At 39.2% G+C, this 18,614-nt stretch carries 17 protein-coding genes; 13 read left to right on the forward strand and 4 right to left on the reverse strand.

The genetic code is table 11. From position 1 onward, the window contains the following. The first annotated feature begins 41 nt into the window (after positions 1 to 41). From QQK02_RS13370 to QQK02_RS13415, 10 genes are all read left to right on the forward strand, one after another. Positions 42 to 776, forward strand: coding sequence for a protein phosphatase CheZ (locus tag QQK02_RS13370; protein WP_284208568.1), 735 nt, complete (start codon positions 42 to 44; stop codon positions 774 to 776). Positions 777 to 791: 15 nt separating this feature from the next. Then, entirely contained in the window at positions 792 to 2,930 is a 2,139-nt protein-coding gene (locus tag QQK02_RS13375; protein ID WP_284208570.1) for a chemotaxis protein CheA, read from the forward strand. Positions 2,931 to 2,944: 14 nt separating this feature from the next. Next, positions 2,945 to 4,054, forward strand: a complete 1,110-nt coding sequence (locus QQK02_RS13380) for a protein-glutamate methylesterase/protein-glutamine glutaminase (protein WP_284208572.1) — start codon at positions 2,945 to 2,947, stop codon at positions 4,052 to 4,054. After that, positions 4,047 to 4,793, forward strand: coding sequence for a flagellar motor protein (locus QQK02_RS13385; protein WP_284208573.1), 747 nt, complete (start codon positions 4,047 to 4,049; stop codon positions 4,791 to 4,793). Before QQK02_RS13380 ends, QQK02_RS13385 begins: the two co-directional genes overlap by 8 nt. Further along, positions 4,790 to 5,752 carry a flagellar motor protein MotB gene (locus QQK02_RS13390; protein ID WP_284208575.1) on the forward strand — a complete coding sequence of 321 codons (963 nt, stop codon included), beginning with the start codon at positions 4,790 to 4,792 and terminating at the stop codon, positions 5,750 to 5,752. The genes QQK02_RS13385 and QQK02_RS13390 overlap by 4 nt, the downstream gene beginning before the upstream one ends. A 15-nt stretch (positions 5,753 to 5,767) precedes the next feature. After that, positions 5,768 to 6,547, forward strand: a complete 780-nt coding sequence (locus QQK02_RS13395; RefSeq protein ID WP_284208576.1) for a ParA family protein — start codon at positions 5,768 to 5,770, stop codon at positions 6,545 to 6,547. Next, positions 6,544 to 7,287 (forward strand): chemotaxis protein CheW, encoded by a 744-nt coding sequence (locus QQK02_RS13400; RefSeq protein WP_284208577.1) that lies wholly within the window; start codon positions 6,544 to 6,546, stop codon positions 7,285 to 7,287. Before QQK02_RS13395 ends, QQK02_RS13400 begins: the two co-directional genes overlap by 4 nt. 63 nt (positions 7,288 to 7,350) lie before the next feature. Beyond that, positions 7,351 to 7,842, forward strand: coding sequence for a chemotaxis protein CheW (locus QQK02_RS13405; protein WP_284208578.1), 492 nt, complete (start codon positions 7,351 to 7,353; stop codon positions 7,840 to 7,842). A 44-nt stretch (positions 7,843 to 7,886) separates the two neighbouring features. Continuing rightward, positions 7,887 to 8,333 carry a DUF2802 domain-containing protein gene (locus QQK02_RS13410; RefSeq protein ID WP_284208579.1) on the forward strand — a complete coding sequence of 149 codons (447 nt, stop codon included), beginning with the start codon at positions 7,887 to 7,889 and terminating at the stop codon, positions 8,331 to 8,333. 79 nt (positions 8,334 to 8,412) lie between these two features. Further along, on the forward strand, positions 8,413 to 9,216 hold the full coding sequence (locus QQK02_RS13415) for an MlaA family lipoprotein (protein WP_284208580.1): 804 nt from the start codon (positions 8,413 to 8,415) through the stop codon (positions 9,214 to 9,216). A 399-nt stretch (positions 9,217 to 9,615) separates the two neighbouring features. On the opposite strand, the gene QQK02_RS13420 is transcribed toward QQK02_RS13415, so the two are convergent. Continuing rightward, positions 9,616 to 10,026, reverse strand: coding sequence for a hypothetical protein (locus tag QQK02_RS13420; protein WP_284208581.1), 411 nt, complete (start codon positions 10,024 to 10,026; stop codon positions 9,616 to 9,618). Positions 10,027 to 10,219: 193 nt separating this feature from the next. After that, entirely contained in the window at positions 10,220 to 12,064 is a 1,845-nt protein-coding gene (locus QQK02_RS13425) for a M2 family metallopeptidase (protein ID WP_284208582.1), read from the reverse strand. Between the two features lie 1,094 nt (positions 12,065 to 13,158). Between QQK02_RS13425 and QQK02_RS13430 the strand changes: the two genes are divergently transcribed. The 3 genes from QQK02_RS13430 (at position 13,159) to QQK02_RS13440 (ending at position 16,285) form a co-directional block, all read left to right on the forward strand. Next, positions 13,159 to 13,791: a TetR/AcrR family transcriptional regulator gene (locus QQK02_RS13430; RefSeq protein ID WP_284208583.1), complete on the forward strand. Its 633-nt coding sequence runs from the start codon at positions 13,159 to 13,161 to the stop codon at positions 13,789 to 13,791. Between the two features lie 102 nt (positions 13,792 to 13,893). Further along, on the forward strand, positions 13,894 to 14,922 hold the full coding sequence (gene nagZ, locus QQK02_RS13435) for a beta-N-acetylhexosaminidase (protein WP_284208584.1): 1,029 nt from the start codon (positions 13,894 to 13,896) through the stop codon (positions 14,920 to 14,922). After that, positions 14,903 to 16,285: an SLC13 family permease gene (locus tag QQK02_RS13440; RefSeq protein WP_284208585.1), complete on the forward strand. Its 1,383-nt coding sequence runs from the start codon at positions 14,903 to 14,905 to the stop codon at positions 16,283 to 16,285. Before nagZ ends, QQK02_RS13440 begins: the two co-directional genes overlap by 20 nt. 54 nt (positions 16,286 to 16,339) lie before the next feature. Here the strand turns inward: QQK02_RS13440 and dsbB are convergent, their stop codons facing one another. Beyond that, positions 16,340 to 16,858, reverse strand: coding sequence for a disulfide bond formation protein DsbB (dsbB, locus tag QQK02_RS13445; RefSeq protein WP_284208586.1), 519 nt, complete (start codon positions 16,856 to 16,858; stop codon positions 16,340 to 16,342). Between the two features lie 71 nt (positions 16,859 to 16,929). Then, the gene (gene nhaB / locus QQK02_RS13450; RefSeq protein WP_284208587.1) at positions 16,930 to 18,522 is read right to left on the reverse strand and encodes a sodium/proton antiporter NhaB; all 1,593 of its coding nucleotides are present in this window, start codon (positions 18,520 to 18,522) and stop codon (positions 16,930 to 16,932) included. Positions 18,523 to 18,614 lie beyond the last annotated feature (92 nt).

An 18,614-nucleotide genomic window follows, 5' to 3' on the forward strand; every position in this document is an offset into this window, starting at 1 on the left:
TAAACACGACTAAATATTGGGAAAACCAAAGGAGTGTTTAGATGAGCGCTTTAATTTCATTGGAGCAAGCTAAAGAGCTTGTTGCCTACTTGGAAGCTGGTCAAAATGATGAAGCTGATAAGTTAATTGCCGAAGTGCAAACGCCTATTAATACAGAGCTTTTTGCTGAAATAGGTAAATTGACACGTCAATTACATGACTCATTGATGAACTTCCAAATTGACACTCGTTTAAACGATTTAGCAACGGCAGATATTCCCGATGCTAAAGAGCGTTTGAATTATGTGATTGAACGAACAGAAGAAGCAGCAAACAAAACTATGGATGCTGTAGAATCTATTTTTCCAGTACTTGATAAAGTTCAGTCGCAAGTAAGTAGTGTAAAACCACAATGGCAAAAGCTAATGAAAAACCAGCTTGAGCTTGATGGTTTTAAGTCGCTATGCCACGAAATTGATGCATTGTTGGTGACAACTGACAAAGAAGCAGAACATATTCACGCATTAATGACAGACGTATTAATGGCACAAGATTTCCAAGATCTAACCGGTCAGGTTATACGTAAAGTTATTGATCTTGTTAGAGAAGTAGAAGATAGTTTAATCAATATGTTAACTATGTTCGGTGTGTCAAAAGCTGAAGGTCAAGAGATGTTAAGTAAACCAAGTGTTGGTGAAAATCTCGTTGAAGGACCTATAGTTAATACTGAAAAACGTGATGACGTTGTTTCAGGTCAGGATGATGTTGATGACCTGTTATCAAGCTTAGGATTCTAAGGGGAAGTTCGAATTATGTCCTTCGAAGCAGATGAAGAAATTCTACAGGATTTTTTAATTGAAGCGGGTGAAATACTCGAATTGCTATCTGAGCAATTAGTTGAATTAGAAAATGATCCTGATAATGCCGATTTGCTTAATGCAATATTCCGGGGTTTTCACACCGTAAAAGGTGGCGCAGGCTTTTTATCTTTAACTAACTTAGTTGATGCCTGTCATGGTGCTGAAAATGTGTTCGATATTTTACGAACTGGTCAGCGTAAAGTTACCTCCGAATTGATGGACACCATTCTTCAATCTTTAGATACAATCAATGAAATGTTTGCTCAAGTGCAAAATCGTGAGGATATTGATCCTGCCGACCCAGCATTGTTAGAAGAGTTACATCGTTTAAGTGCTCCTGAAGGAGCAGAAGAAACACCTGCAGCAGTTGCTGCTCCAGAGCTTGAAGTAATTGCTACTCCTGAAGTCAGTGAACCATCAAGTGCTTCATCTGACGAAATGAGTGAAGATGAATTTGAAGCATTGCTTGACCAATTGCATGGTTCAGGTGGTTCACCTCAATCAGCAGATTCTGCACCTACACCTAAAGAAACGAGTATTCAACCGTCAGACGAAATCAGCGATGATGAATTTGAATCATTGCTTGATGAGTTGCATGGACAAGGTGCCTTTTCTACGTCAAACACAAATCAACCAGCTCCAGCTGCGCCAACAAATCCTGATGAAATCAATGATGATGAGTTTGAAGCACTATTAGATGAATTACACGGGAAAGGTCAGGGACCTAAAGTGAGTGCATCAGCACCAACACCAGCTGCTGCTCCAGAGAGTGCTCCCAAGCCTCAACCAGTTGCAAAAGCCCAGCCAGCAGCAAAATCCGTAGCGTCTAAACCGGCTACGGCTAAAAAGCCTGCTGCCAAAGCTGGAGATAAAAAAGCTGCGCAACCAGCGGCATCTCAGGGCGAAACTACCGTTAGGGTAGATACTAAACGATTAGACCAAATCATGAATATGGTGGGTGAACTCGTACTTGTTCGAAACCGCCTAACCAGTCTTGGCTTAACCAAAGAAGACGAAGATCTGACTAAAGCGGTATCAAACCTAGATGCAGTAACAACGGATTTGCAAGGCGCGGTAATGAAAACGCGCATGCAACCAATTAAGAAAGTATTTGGTCGTTTCCCTCGCGTTGTTCGTGATCTTGCGCGTAGTTTACAGAAAGAAATTAAGTTAATTCTAGAGGGTGAAGATACCGATCTAGATAAAAACCTTGTTGAGGCACTAGCCGATCCTCTTGTTCACTTGGTTCGTAACTCAGTAGATCACGGTGTAGAAGAGCCAGACGTACGTGAAGCTAATGGTAAACCGCGTGAAGGTACTGTTATTCTGTCAGCATCTCAAGAAGGTGATCATATCTTGTTAACCATCAAAGATGATGGTGCTGGTATGAACGCTGATAAACTTAAAGATATTGCGATAGAACGTGGTGTTTTAGATGCCGACGCCGCAGCTCGCATGTCAGAAAAAGAAGCATTTAATTTAATCTTTGCACCAGGCTTCTCTACGAAAACTGAAATTTCTGAGGTATCAGGTCGTGGTGTGGGAATGGACGTTGTTAAAACGAAGATTACCCAATTAAATGGTTCAGTAAGTATTGATTCAGAGCTCGGTAAAGGTACTGTTCTTGAAATCAAAGTACCATTGACACTTGCTATTTTGCCAACCTTAATGGTTGTCGTAGGCGAACAAACGTTTGCCCTACCATTAGCTGGTGTTAATGAGATATTCCATCTGGATTTAACGAATACGAATATTGTTGATGGTCAATTGACTATCATTGTTAGGGAAAAAGCAATTCCATTGTTCTACCTAGATCAGTGGCTAGTTAAAGGCTCAACAGACAAACCAAAAAATACGGGGCATGTTGTTATCGTCCAGTTAGGTACACAGCAAATTGGTTTTGTTGTTGATAGCTTAATTGGTCAAGAAGAGGTTGTCATTAAACCACTTGACCGATTATTGCACGGTACGCCAGGCATGGCAGGTGCGACTATTACCAGTGATGGTGGTATTGCACTCATCTTAGATGTGCCAAGTATGCTTAAGTACTATGCAAAGAAAGCAAATATTAATAAAAAGCTAGGCTCATAAGATAGAGAATATAAATGGCTTATAAGGTGTTAGTTGTTGATGATTCGAGTTTTTTTCGTCGACGCGTATCAGATATATTAAATAACGAAGCTAATTTAGAAGTTATTGATGTTGCTGTAAACGGAAAAGACGCCGTTGAGAAAGCGATCACCTTAAAACCAGATGTAATCACTATGGATATTGAAATGCCGGTATTAAACGGCATTGAAGCAGTTAAGCAAATCATGGCACAGTCTCCGACGCCGATACTCATGTTCTCGTCGTTAACTCATCAAGGGGCTAAAGCGACATTAGATGCACTTGATGCAGGTGCATTGGATTTTTTACCTAAAAAGTTTAATGAAATAGCCGCAAATAATGATGATGCAGGTTCATTATTAAGACAGCGAGTATTGCAACTTGCTCGTCGCCGAATTTCTATGAGACGTTCCACAACGTCTGGTATTGTGACGAGAAAGTCTCAAGCTAGTCAAACACCAACAGCGTCAAAAATTCGTCCAGTACAACCTTCAACACCGTCAAAACATCGTGTAAAAACAGACAAGCACTATAAATTACTTGCCATTGGTACATCTACTGGTGGGCCAATTGCCTTACAGACTATTTTAACAAAATTACCTAAATCCTATCCGCTTCCAATAATTCTCGTTCAACATATGCCCGCAGCCTTTACTGCAGCCTTTGCTAACCGTTTGAATAACCTATGTCAGATAGACATCAAAGAAGCCGCAGACGGCGATTTGCTTAAACCTGGGTGTGCTTATTTAGCACCTGGTGGTAAGCAAATGATCATCACTGGTACGGAAAGTGCTAAGAAAATTAAAATACTAGAAGATGACAGTGAAAGACTGACATATAAACCTAGTGTTGATATTAGTTTCGGCTCTGCTGCAAAAGTTTACCAAGGTGATGTATTAGGGGTAATTTTAACGGGTATGGGCCACGATGGAAGGGAAGGGGCACGTATGTTAAAAAGCAAAGGCGCAACCATTTGGGCACAAGATGAAGAGTCTTGTGTAGTTTACGGAATGCCACAAGCCGTAACGATTGCAGGGGTTTCAGAATTATCACTACCACTCAATGATTTTTCAGAAGCGATCATAAAGGAAACTGCCAATGGATAAGCTCAGTATTGCTGGGCTTCTGATTGCGGTTGTTGCTATTTATCTTGGTTTTGCTATTGATGGTGGCTCAATAACCTCATTATTACAGTTTCCAGCATTTATTATTGTATTTGGCGGCACATTAGGTGCTGTTATGTTGCAATCATCTAAAACTGAATTTTTACATGCTATCGCACTACTCAAGTGGGTATTTACTTCGCCTAAGTTTGATGTTGAGCAAGGCATTCAAGATATTGTTTCTTGGTCAATAATGTCTCGAGAGTCTGGCTTTTTAGCGTTAGAGAATATTGCTCTCGACGAAGTCGATCCTTTTGTTAACAAAGGTCTTAATTTACTTGTTGATGGTGTCGAAGCGGAAAATTTTAAAGAATCATTAGAACTTGATTTAGAACTCTATCGTGAGCACAACCTTAGAGCGGCAAATGTATTTGATTCTATGGGCGGTTATAGCCCTACCATTGGCATCTTAGGTGCTGTACTAGGTCTGATTCATGCAATGTCTAACCTTAACGATCCCGAATTACTCGGACACGGTATTGCAACCGCCTTTGTTGCGACGATTTATGGTGTTGGTTTTGCCAATTTAATATATCTGCCTATTGCGAATAAATTACGTTCTATTATTCATCAAGAAACGTTATATCGTGAAATGATATTAGAAGGATTAACGGCGATTGTTTTAGGTGAAAACCCACATGCTATTGAAAATAAACTATCTGCATTTAGGTTAGTAAAATGAGACGCAACCATGAAAGCCGTCACGATGTAGCACAAGATAACGTGCATCGCTGGCTGATTTCCTACGCAGATTATATGACCTTGTTATTTGCACTTTTTGTTGTTTTGTATGCCATGGCCATTATTCATGAAGAGCCTTTTGAAACCATGACCGACTCGATTGGTCGTGTTTTTCAGTCAGATCAAGAACAAACAAAAAACCGTGGTCAAGGTGAAGATATACTGCCTGTAAACTCGAGCAGGTCAGAGACACGCTTATACGGTGATGGTATTTTAGAGGAAGCTGGTCCTGAACTTACTGACGGCAAAAATGAGTTATCGAATATAGAAAAAAGCGAAGTAGGAACCAACCTAGAATCGCTTGAAGAAGAATTGCATACCGCGTTATATGAATTGGTTGAAAGCGGATATGCAGAACTTGAAATTGACGGTGATTGGTTAGAGATTGAATTGAGTAGCGGTTTGTTATTTCCAAGTGGTTCAGCTTCTGCGACAAATAATGCTGAGGCGATATTATCGGTAATTACGCCTATTATTAAGGATGTGACAAATTACTTGCGGGTAAGAGGTTATACCGATAATCAACCCATTAATACCGAAGTGTTTGAATCTAATTGGGAACTTTCCGTAGCTCGAGCAGTGGCAATTTTGCGTTTGCTTGAAGAACAAGAAATCGTTCCGGCACGCATGGCTATTGAAGGTTATGGTCAATATTCTCCTAAAGTTGACAATAATTCAACACAAGGGCTTTTACAAAATCGCCGGGTTGTTATCGCCATATCAAAGTATGGCCTTGAGCGTGAAAATGTTATTGATACACCCTCAATTAGCGTGAAAGATATTGAATTGATTAAACAAGAAGTTGATTCTGCGCAACAAGGCAATAGAATTAGAATTGTAGAACTCGAAAACGGTGGTATAAGAATCACTACACGAGATGAAGATAATCAAGATAATTAAACACTAGGATTTCCATTGGTCGTTTGGACAGTAGCTAATCAAAAAGGTGGTGTCGGTAAAACCACTACAACAATCACTCTAGGTGGGCTACTAGCCTCAATGGGGTATAAAGTATTGCTTGTTGATACAGATCCTCATGCGTCTTTAAGCTATTATTTTGGTATTGAATCTGAAGACCTAGATTTAAGCGTTTACGATTTATTTATTCAAGACTCAACCAAAGAGCAAATATTACAAAGTTTATGCCCAACCCAGTATAGTAATATCGATATTCTGCCTGCAACTATGGGGCTTGCAACATTAGATAGAGCGCTTGGCGCTAAAGGCGGCATGGGTTTAGTGCTGAAGAAAGCATTAGCTAAAATATCAAACGAGTATGACTTTGTCTTGATGGATTGCCCGCCTATTCTTGGTGTTTTAATGGTCAATGCATTAGCAGCATCACAACGCATTATTGTACCGGTTCAAACTGAGTTCCTTGCACTCAAAGGCTTAGACCGAATGATGCGCACTTTAGAAATGATGCAAACGGAAAAAGAATCGTCTTTTACGTATACGATTGTTCCCACGATGTTTGATAAAAGAACCAAAGCATCAATTTTGTCCTACAAAAAATTACAGGAAACGTATTCAACGTGTGTTTGGCAGGGAGTAATTCCTATTGATACTAATTTTAGAAATGCCAGTTTAGCTCAAAAAGTTCCCTCTGATTTCTCTGCATCAACACGCGGTGTTTTTGCCTATCGAGCATTATTAACTTACTTACTCAAACAAACAGAAGTGAAGGCATCATGAGTAAACCGTTATCAGCAAGCAATAAAATAATGAAAAATTATTTATCTGAATTATTAACAGATGTTGCTGAAGAACAAAACAGCGTCGTTGAGCTTGAGAAGAAAGCTAAAGACAAACAACTCGAAAGTTTGTTAGATAAAGTTAATATCGCAAAACAAGACAATGCGGCAATGCCGTTATCTCGCCACCCTCATGATGAGCGTGCACCAGAGACCGTTGACGATTTACAAATTGCACCGATTAAAACGCGTAAAAGTAAAGCCGCCGGACAAACGACGGTCAAATCTGTTAATCGAGATAGCTTTCAAGCGATGTTTTTTGAAGTAGCCGGCCTAACGGTAGCTGTTCCGTTGATTGAATTAGGCGGGATTCACCAAATAGAAAAAACCAATACGTTAATGGGAAAGCCTAATTGGTACAAAGGGGTTATGGTGCATCGGGAACAAAACATAAATGTTGTCGATACTGCATTATGGGTTATGCCTGAAAAATGCAACGAGGAATTAATTAATAACATTAATTACCAATACGTTATCATGCTTAATGATAGTGACTGGGGCCTTGCAGCAGAGCACCTTGTCGATACCGTGACACTTAACCATGAAGACGTCAAATGGCTAGATAACCCCTCTAAACGTAAATGGTTAGCGGGGCTTGTGAAGGATAAAATGTGTGCGTTGCTTGATGTAGATTCATTAATTGAACTGCTAGAAGATGGCGTAAATATTAATCATGACTAAACTATAATACATTGATAGAATATCTTTGATGTATAAGACAAATTTTAATTGAGGACGAGTAGTATGTCTGACGAAAGACGCACTTCTAATGATGCTGTAGATAATGATGAAGTTCTACAGTGGGTAACATTTAAATTAGACAGTGAAACTTACGGCATTAATGTAATGCAGGTACAAGAAGTTTTACGCCATACTGAAATCGCACCGGTACCAGGCGCGCCTGGTTATGTTCTAGGTATTATTAACTTGCGTGGTAATGTTGTGACGGTAATCGATACTCGTGCTCGATTTGGATTAGAGTCGGGTGAAGTTACTGACAATACTCGTATCGTAATTATCGAATCTGAGAAACAGGTAATCGGTATCATGGTTGATAGTGTAGCAGAAGTTGTTTATTTGAAAGCATCTGAGATCGATATTGCACCTAACGTTGGTAATGATGAAAGTGCTAAATTTATTCAAGGTGTATCTAACCGCGATGGTGAGTTACTTATTTTAGTAGACTTGAATAAACTACTTACTGACGATGAATGGGATGAACTTAAGCAGTTTTAAACTGCTTAAGAAAACGTAGGTTTGATGTAAGAACTGGATGTCTTATGCTGTCAATTAACGTAATCCTTATCATTACTGTTTGTGTATTGGCTATCATATTTTTTGCTTTTATCGCTAAGCAGAAATCGATGATGGCCAACCTTGCCGAAAAGTTAAAATTACAAGAAAGCTTGCTTAACGAACAAAGCCAAACACTCTCCTATATTGAGCAACAGCTATCGAGCTTATCTGAAGTTGAACGTGCTCATTTTGATGAGACTAACGAAGTCACTAAACAGCTAGAGCATCGTATTTCAACACTTAAACAACACATCGCCTCAATGGACGAGCAGCTCCTTTCAATCCAGCAACAATCATCAGAAGATAAGTTCTACTCACGAGCACTAAAGCTTGCTAAAAAGGGTGCTGATGTTGACGAGATTGTTCAAGAATGCGAAATTCCACGCGCTGAAGCGGAAATGCTATTATCTGTACATCAACAAAAAAAATAATAACATAGTTCTTATTTATTTTTAGTGCAGCAATTATCCATGTTAAGCTTGCACGTCATCAATTTACTCGGAAACCGTCATGACCAGATTTGAGGCTTTATTGAAGCGCTCTTACACTCTTTTCTTTGTCGCTTTGATATCGCTCACTAGTGTGGGTTGTTCTAGTGTTCCAGATAAAACTGCGCAGCCTCCAGCTGAAATAAGTGATCCACTAGAATCGATCAATAGGCCTTTATGGGTATTTACCTGGGAGTATGCCGACAAATACGTTACGCGCCCTGTAACTGATGCCTATGTCGCAATCATGCCTATGTTTTTGCGTGAAGGGTTGCTAAATATGGCGGAAAACTTAAATGAACCTTCATCAATGATCAATAACCTGCTTCAAGGTAAGTTCAAACATGCAGGGAGTGACGCTGGTAGGTTTGTACTGAATTCAACGATCGGTTTGTTAGGTTTTTACGATCCCGCGAGTGATTTTGATTTAGAACAAAATCAAGAAGAATTTGGTGAAGTTCTTGGCACATATGGCGTAAGTGATGGCCCATACTTAATGATCCCTTTTCTTGGACCATCATCGGTTCGTGAAGAAGTAGGCGACTTTATTGATCATAGTTATTTTCCTATAGGCGCCTTAGCATTTTGGCCGGGCATATTTCGGCGTGCGATTATAGGTCTAGAAACTCGTGCAGACTTTGGCGAGCGAGAACAAGTTATTGATAACTCGGTTGATTCTTATCAGTTCGTTAAGACAAGTTACTATCAAAACATGCTATATCGCGTATATGACGGTAACCCACCGGTCGTTGTTAACGATGAAGAAGAAGAAGAACTAGACGACTACCTAGATATGCTTGACGAAATTGATGAAGGCGGCGAGTAAGTACGGTTGGCTTATGTTTATCAGGTTTTTTTGTAACCAATCTGATAAACAATTATCTTGCGAGCTTTTGCTAAAATAGAGCTCGCAAGTAAAAAATACCCGTGTCGTTTCCCACTTAACCTCATGGCTCATTAACACTTCATTATCTAGAACAACAATTGTTGACCAAATAAAGCTTGCATCAGCACCGCTGAACTTTTTAATAAAGTGCATATAGGACTTTTTGTTATTTACACCATGACATCTTCAGAGTATCGGGCAGCTTGAGGCCAATAACTAACGTCAAACCCTTTACTCAACCAGTCTTTTGGTACTTTCCAGCGCGCAGCAAACACAATCTCATCATGATCTTTACCGGCTGTGCTTTATGTGTAAGACAAGCGTTGATTTTAACCTCACTTAAACAAGATAAATGGTAAATTGTTGCGGTATAGAATGTTTGAGCTTGCCATTGATATACAGATCAAAATAGTTACCGACAAAAATAGTACCCGTGACTACTTCTCCACCAGCACCTTTCATATCTGGTACAGATGTTTCGTCAACATCATCATGGCTTTTGGGCGTGATATTTGCACACTCTTCATATAAATCAATCGCCTGCGTTACTTTGGTAAAATTATTGTCGGCGGACACTGTACAAAGGTTTGCAATTGCATCTATTGTCTTAGCCATTCCTTGAGTGATATCTGCAGAACCCAAATAGACACTTTTCTTGCTATCTAAGGTCCTTTGAGTCGCAGAAGAGGAGCCCAAAGCAATAAAAATGGAACAGACAAGGGGGAAAATCTTTTTTGAGGTAACAAGCATTAAATCAACTCGATATATGAACCTATCTTACTCATTAGCGTTAGTATTAAAACGCTATAGAGCATCTAACAGAGCTCATTTTTTAAAAGCCGACACGGTACTTGTTTAACTGTTATCTACAGATACAAAAAAAGGTGAGGAAACCTCACCTTTTTTGTATCTGTAGATAACGTCAATTTATTGTGGAATAAATTTAAAAACCACACTGACGGTTTTTGTTTTTATTTTTTAGCCAAACGTGCAGTGGTGCAAAGTAATCTAATATTGCCGTCGCATCCATTTGCTCATTGCCAGTAACCACTTTATAAGCATTTTGCCATGGTTGGCTTGAACCCATTTCTAACATAGAATTTAGCTTTTCACCTGCTTCTTTACTTTGGTAAATAGAGCAACGATGAATCGCTTCTGTGTTTCCTGCAAGTTCACACAGTGAGCGGTGAAATTCAAACTGCTGAATGTGTGCTAAGAAATAACGAGAATATGGTGTATTAGCAGGTACATGATACTTGGCACCTGGATCAAAGGCATTAACATCACGGTCTACCGGTGCAGATACACCTTGATATTTCTCTCTAAGTTCCCACCAAGCTTGGTTATAGTTTTCAGGTGTTACTTCACCTGAGAACACTTTCCAGCGCCACTGGTCAACGAGTAAACCAAAAGGAATGAAAGCGACTTTATCAAGTGCCATCTTCATTAATAAACCAATGTCCTTCGATTCATCAGGGATGCTATCAATCAAGCCAATTTCTTTTAAGTATTTCGGTGTAACAGAGAGCGCGATAGTGTCACCAATGGCTTCGTGGAAACCATCGTTCGCGCTATTTTGGAATAATATCGGTTGATCTTTGTATGCGCGTTGATAGAAGTTGTGACCTAACTCATGGTGTATTGTCGAAAAGTCTTCACCTGTTTTCTGGATACACATCTTAATGCGAATATCATCTTGCGTATCTAAGCTCCAAGCTGAAGCATGACACATAACGTCACGATCGGCTGGTTTAGTGAATAATGAACGTGTCCAAAAGGTTTCAGGTAAGGCTTCAAAGCCTAATGAGGTAAAGAAATTCTCTGCCCCTTTTACCATTTTTATTTCATCATAATTATGCGTTGCAAGTTGGGTTGTGACATCGTAGCCAGGATCAGCGTTTTCAGGAGCAACTAAATCATAGATATTACCCCATTGCTGGGCCCACATATTTCCGAGTAAGTGAGCCGGGATAGGACCATCTTGTGGTACTTTGTCTTCACCATATTCTTCACCTAATTCAGCACGTACATAACAATGAAGATCGTCATACAATGGCTTAACTTGGCCCCATAGTCGATCAAGTTCAGTGGCAAATTCATCAGGTGTCATGTCATAATTTGAACGCCACATAGCACCCAAGTCTTTATAACCTAAACCTTGAGCACCTTCATTTGCGAGCTCTACTTGCTTAGCATATAAAGGTTTCATTTCTGGACTTACTGTACGCCAACCTTGCCAAAGCTCTAATAGTTCATCGTAATCACGAGAGCTGGACATTTTGGCAGACATCGCTACTAAACTTAATGTTTCACCGTCTTTAGTGGTATAGGTGCCTTTACCGTAGATACTGCCCATGTCAGCGGCAAGTTTAGCGAGTTCAGCCGATTTTTCTGCATCTTGTGGCGCAGGAATAACGAGGCTTTGCTTTAAAATGTTCAACTTGCGACGCTGCTCAGGTGTCACCTCTACGCTGTCAAACTTTGCAGCTTCCATCGCGTACTTAACGCCTGCTTCCGTGTATTTTTGATTTTCCTGAGATGCTAATGCACTGGTGTCTTCTGTGATGAAGTTTTGGTAAATCCATTCTGCTCTAGAAGCTTCAATTACCAATGCTTTCATTTGAGTTTCTACATTATCGAGGAATGCTTGAGCATCTTGCTGACTTAGTTGTTGAACCGAAGAAGTCGCTTGTTTTTTGTCTTGTTGTGTTTGATTCGTGTCATTACAGCCTGAAATTGTCAGTATTAACGCTGCTGCCACTGCTGAGAGTTTTATTGTTTTTTTCATGGTCAGTCATCTAGTTTTTATAATAATCAAGATCAGTATAACCCAATGAGTTTCTTAGCTCTAGCACCGAAAAAAAGGCAAAAAAAAGCTCATCTACATAGATGAGCCGTCAATAAGGGAGAGTATAACAAAATTGTCTTAAAAGGTGTCGACCTCAATAAGATGATTACATCATATAAGGTATGCATGTTTTTTACTGTGGCCAAATTGTTTAAGAGTGTAATTGACAGAGTTTCGGCAAAAAAAAAGCTCATCTACATGGATGAGCCGTCAATAAGGGAGAGTATAACAAAATTGTCTTAAAAGGTGTCGACCTCAATAAGATGATTACATCATAAAAGGTATGCATGTTTTTTACTGTGGCCAAATTGTTTAAGAGTGTAATTGACAGAGTTTCGGCAAAAAAAAAGCTCATCAAGGCGATGAGCTAAAAAGGAGAGTATCAATTGCTTTCATAGGGTTTAAAAAGCACGTTAATAATAAGTTTTAATAAAGTTAATGTCTGTTGGATAAGTGCAATAAAGTGTAGCCAAAGTATCGGCGCTCAATTTAACGTAGATCGGCGTTAGCGAATTTGGCGCAAAAAAATCATCAAGGCGATAAGCAGAATATTGAGAGTATCAATTGCTTTCAATAGGTTAGGGTAAAAGTACATTAATAATCGGTTAAAAACATGTTGAATTCTTCCGAATACAGGTATTAGTGCTTAACAAAATGCAATATAGCCAGTGCAATATTGGGTTCATAAGAAGTTGTGAAGCTAAGTAATGATTAAATAAATTCTAGGCAAAAAAAAGCTCGAATAAATCGAGCTTTAAAATAAGGGAGTATAACAATGTATAAATGCGTTAATTAAGCGAGAATAAGTAACACTTTATACGTGTGAAGCAACAACTCTTTAACGCTAATTGACAGATCAGACATCTAAAGGAATACATTCACTGTAAACTAGGAGTCATGACATTTTAAAAAGTTCAAATTAATTCCAAATAAATTTACTATTCTTCCATTCCTCTTAAAAAATTCGTTTATTGTAATAAGTAAAACATCTGTTTAAACTAAATGTTTAAAACGCAGTAAGGTAATTAAAATTAATGAGTACCAAAGACAAAATCTTAGATGCAGCAGAGAAGCTTTTTTCTGACAATGGCTTTAATGGCACGTCTTTACGTGAAATTACTAGCCTCGCAGAAGTCAATCTAGCAGCTGTTAACTATCACTTTGGATCAAAAAAAGAGCTCATTAAAGCTGTAATGTCGCGATACATGAATGAGCTTTCACCACGCCTTATTTCAACGTTAGAAAGTGTTCAGGCTAAAGATAAACCGACACTAACCGAAGTCTTTTCTGCGTTTGTTGAACCTTTATTGGCCTTAAATCAATTTAGAGATAATGGCACCTCAATTTTTTTACAACTTCTTGGCAGAGGTTATACCGACTCACAAGGTTTTTTACGCTGGTTTTTAACGACTAAGTATCCTCAAGTCATAGAACACTTTATTGCAGCAGTACAAAAAGCGTATCCGGAGCTTGAACCCGAAGAAATGTTTTGGCGTTTACATTTCACCATGGGAACCGTGGTATTTACTATGTCTTCAAGTGACGCATTAATAGATATCGCCAAAAGTGATTATGAGCATAGTGTGCGTATTGAAGATGTTATTGATAAATTGATTCCATATGTAGCTGCAGGGGTTGGTGCGCCGCTTCAAGATATTAGACAATAACAGTTTATTTACTTTTGCTAATTAGGCAAAATGACTACTTCATTATATTAAAGCGATATTTTATCGCTTTTTTTACGTCAAATAATAATAGGAAAGGCCAATATGGGACCTTTAATGATCGATGTTGAAGGGCAAACATTATCTCAAGAAGATAAAGAGCTTTTAACTCATCCTTTAGTCGGCGGCATTATTTTGTTTAGCCGCAATTATCAATCACCAATGCAAGTTGCCGAGTTAACAGCAAACATCCGTAAAGCCGCAGGCAAGCCCTTACTTATTTCTGTTGATCATGAAGGTGGAAGAGTTCAACGCTTCAGGGATCAATTTACAGCAATCCCTGCGATGTATGATTTATGGCGATCTAGCGGCGAATCATTAAGTAACGCTAAACAATTTGCTTTTTCATGCGGCTATACCATGGCGCTTGAGGTTCTCGCTGTTGATATCGATATTAGTTTTGCTCCGGTATTAGACATCAACCATATTAGTGACGTAATAGGCAATCGAGCTTTTCATCACAAACCTGCAGAAGTAGCCGAAATAGCTGCTGCGTTTATCAAAGGAATGCACAACGCTGGCATGAAATCGACAGGCAAACATTTTCCTGGTCACGGCAGTGTAAAAGAAGACTCTCATTTTGCATTACCGATTGACAGTCGAGATCAACAAACTATTTTTAGTCATGATATGTTGCCGTTTAAGGAACTGATCTCTCAACATCAACTTGATGCCATTATGCCGGCACATGTAATTTACGATCAAGTCGATAAGCATGCTGTTGGTTTTTCAACATTTTGGTTACAGGAAATATTGCGTGAGAAGTTAAACTTTAACGGCGTTATTTTTAGTGACGACCTAACCATGGCGGGTGCCAAATATATCGGTGGCTATGTTGAAAGAGCTGAAGCTGCTCAAGAAGCGGGTTGCGATATGATGTTAGTTTGTAATAATCGTGCTGCTAGTGTTGATATTATCGACAATGCAAACTTATCTCATCGTCAGGATAGTGAGCAACGACTAGCTAAGTTACAAAAATCACCGTCACTCAACTGGTCACAAATGACGACTAACCCGCTTTGGCATCAACATCAAGAAGTAGTGAGTAAAGTCCATGAATTGGCTCAAAAGTAATAACTTCTACATTGTTTTTGCGCCTTGTGCGGCAATTTGCTTCTATTTTCTATTAAGTTTTTCGGGGTTAGAAAGTAAGCCTTCAATCGCTGCAAGTATTACCTTATTAACGGTTATTTTATGGGTAAGTGAAGCTATCCCAATACCTGCGACTTCATTAATACCTTTCGCACTGTTGCCGTTGTTTGGCATTGTTGATCACCGCACGGTTGCATCGTCATTAGGAAGCCATGTCATTCTGTTGTTGATGGGGGCTTTTATGCTCTCAAAGGCATTAGAAAAAAGTAACGTTCATGAACGACTCGCCATCTACATGATTAACTTAGTTGGTCTATCTAGCGGCAAGCGCTTGGTGTTTGCATTTATGTTAGCGTCTGCAATTTTAAGTATGTGGATTTCGAATACCGCTACTGCACTGATTATGCTACCCATTGCCTTAGCTATTTTAAAAAATGTTGAAGATCATCGTTTATCAATAGCGTTAGTGTTGGGTATTGCTTATGCCGCAAGTTTAGGTGGCGTTGCTACACCTATTGGTACACCACCAAATGTTATTTTTATGGCTCTATACCAAGAAACCACTGGACAAGAATTGAGCTTTTTAGCTTGGATGAAAGTCGGTGTGCCTGTTGTTATTATTTCGTTGCCGTTAATGGCTTGGTGGCTAACGCGTAATGTAAAAAGTAAACTGTCGCTATCTTTACCTGAATTAAAGCCTTGGACTATTGCTGAGCGTCGCGTTCTATGGGTTTTTGGCCTTACCGCGCTAGCTTGGATAACACGCCAAGAGCCATTTGGTGGATGGACAGCTTTATTTGGACTAAAGGGCATTGGAGATAGTACTGTAGCGTTAACTGCCGTCGTTATTATGTTTATTGTGCCAGATGGTAAGAAAAGTCGTTTACTCGACTGGCAAACAGCGCAAAGCATTCCGTGGGGCATGCTACTGTTATTTGCTGGTGGTATTGCAATCGCGAAAGGGTTTGTTGCTTCAGGGTTAAGTGATTTACTCGGACAGTGGTTAACAAGTTTTGCCAATATTAATGTTTTCTTGCTCATTATTATTGTTTGTTTAGTCATCACCTATTTAACTGAAATTACAAGCAATACTGCAACGGCGACCTTGCTACTGCCAATTTTAGGTGTAACTGCTGTTTCGTTAGGTCTCGACCCATTATTGCTTATGGTGCCCGCAACCATCTGTGCTAGCTGCGCGTTTATGTTACCTGTTGCAACTGCGCCAAATGCAATTGTTTATGGCACCGGTAAAGTACAAATTAAAGAAATGGTACATGAAGGCTTTGTACTAAGTTTGATAACCGTATGCGTCGTTTCGTCGGTAAGTTATATGATGTTATCTTAGTGACAATTGATAGAAAAAAGCACGCAGATAGCGTGCTTTTTTGTTGTTAAATAACTATAAGCGCTTATAGACTTTTAGTGTACTTGCCAACACAACTAGCCAAATTAGGCTGTAGGTGGCAAAAACAATAATCATCCATTCTGGCATTGAATAACCTAAAAATTGCCAGCTGATCTTCCCGCAATCGCCGGTTGCAGCAAATATACTTGGTAACCATTCATGCAGTGGTGCCCAGCTAGGGAAATTAGGGACAACTTCACAGCTAAATAGGAAAGACATGCTGGATGTTTGCATTTCAACATGCTCTAAGGCAATGACTAACCCCCATATTGCACCAAGCCCCCAGCTTGCAAAAGCTAGTATTCTCGCGGTGATATTATCACTGCCAATAAAGCCAATAATACCTGCAAACAAAATACCGAATATTGCAACACGCTGGTAAATACACATGATGCATGGTTCTAAATTTAAAATATATTGAAAATAAAGAGCACAACCTTCAAAAACTAAAGCACTAAAAGCGAGTAATAGCCAAGCTTGTGGGTTGTTATGTAAATTAGCAAAAAATTTCACTGTGTTTCCTGTTGTTATTATTGTCGATAAAAAAGCGCCCTAAGGCGCTTTTTCATTATTACCAATTTTTTCTAGTGACTGCCAGTAGAATCTTCCATAGCTTCTGTAACTGTGTGGTGATTAATCCACCCCTTGTCATAGAAATCTTGCGTCATGGTTTCTAATTGGCCAGAAGAAATCGCTAACAAACCAACAATCGTTAATACAATTGTGTATGGGAATGCCATGATAACCATTCGGCCATAAGACAATCTAATTAATGGTGCAAGTGCTGACGTTAATAAGAATAAGAACGCTGCTTGACCATTTGGTGTAGCGACACTTGGTAAATTCGTACCTGTGTTGATTGCTACAGCAAGAAGATCGAACTGATCACGTGTGATTTGACCCGCGAGTAATGCTTTCTTCACTTCTGTAATATACACCGTGCCAACAAATACATTGTCACTGACCATCGATAGGAAACCGTTGGCCAGGTAGAACATGACAAGTTGCATGTTGCCTTCAAAGCCTAATACCCAAGTAATAACAGGCGTAAATAGTTGTTGATCGATAATAACCGCTACAACCGCGAAAAAGACCGCTAATAATGCTGTAAATGGCAAGGCTTCTTCAAACGCATGACCAATTTGATGTTCTTCTGTTACACCGGTAAAAGATGTTGCTAAGATGATAACTGTTAAACCAATTAAACCTACAGCAGCCAAATGCAATGCTAAGGCAACGATTAACCAAACGCCAACAACACCTTGCATAACTAACTGAACTTTATCTTGGCGTGTACGGTTTTTTGATTCTTCTTTATCAAACTTTTTAAGCACATTTAGTACGTTTGTTGGAATTTCAACACCGTAACTAAACCACTTCAGTTTCTCTAACGCGATACAAGTAATTAAACCAGCAACAAGCACAGGAAAAGTAACAGGTGACATTCGAATAGCGAACTCTACAAACTGCCAACCTGCTTGATGGCCAATAATTAAGTTTTGTGGCTCACCTACAATCGTACACACACCACCAAGTGCAGTACCAACACCTGCATGCATTAATAAGTTTCTTAAAAATGAGCGGAATTGCTCTAAATCTTCTCTAGAAAACTCGGTTACTTCAACATCTTGCGTGTGATCGTGATCGTGATGTGTTTGTTTACCTGAAGCGACTTTATGATAAACCGAATAAAAGCCGACCGCGACACTAATGATAACTGCGATCACAGTTAAGGCATCGAGAAAGGCTGATAGGAATGCACTAGCAAAACAAAACAGCACAGAAACCCAAATTTTAGATTTAACATTGGTTATTATTTTGGTGAATAGAAACAGCAATAAGTTCTTCATGAAGTAGATACCTGCTACCATAAAGATCAGTAACAATAGTACTTCAATATTGATTTGGATTTCGTGCATCACTTGATAGGGGGTTGTCATACCGATCACAACCGCTTCAATCGCGAGTAAGCCACCAGGCTGCAATGGATAACATTTTAAAGCCATCGCCAGCGTAAAAATGAACTCTAATACTAATGCCCAGCCAGCAATATACGGGCTGACAAAAAAGTAAAGAATTGGGTTTAATATTAAGAAGAAAATGATCGCGTTCTTATACCATTCAGGTGAATTACCTAGAAAGTTTTTATAAAACGCATTCATAAACGATTGCTGCATGTTAGACCTTTCAAATTATTAGTTTTATGCAAGCCCAGATACTGAGTTTGCCTTTTGTGTTCAATATATCACACTATGTTTAGCAATTTTAA

It is taken from the genome of Thalassotalea eurytherma (genome assembly GCF_030161415.1).
GTDB classification, from domain to species: domain Bacteria; phylum Pseudomonadota; class Gammaproteobacteria; order Enterobacterales; family Alteromonadaceae; genus Thalassotalea_G; species Thalassotalea_G eurytherma.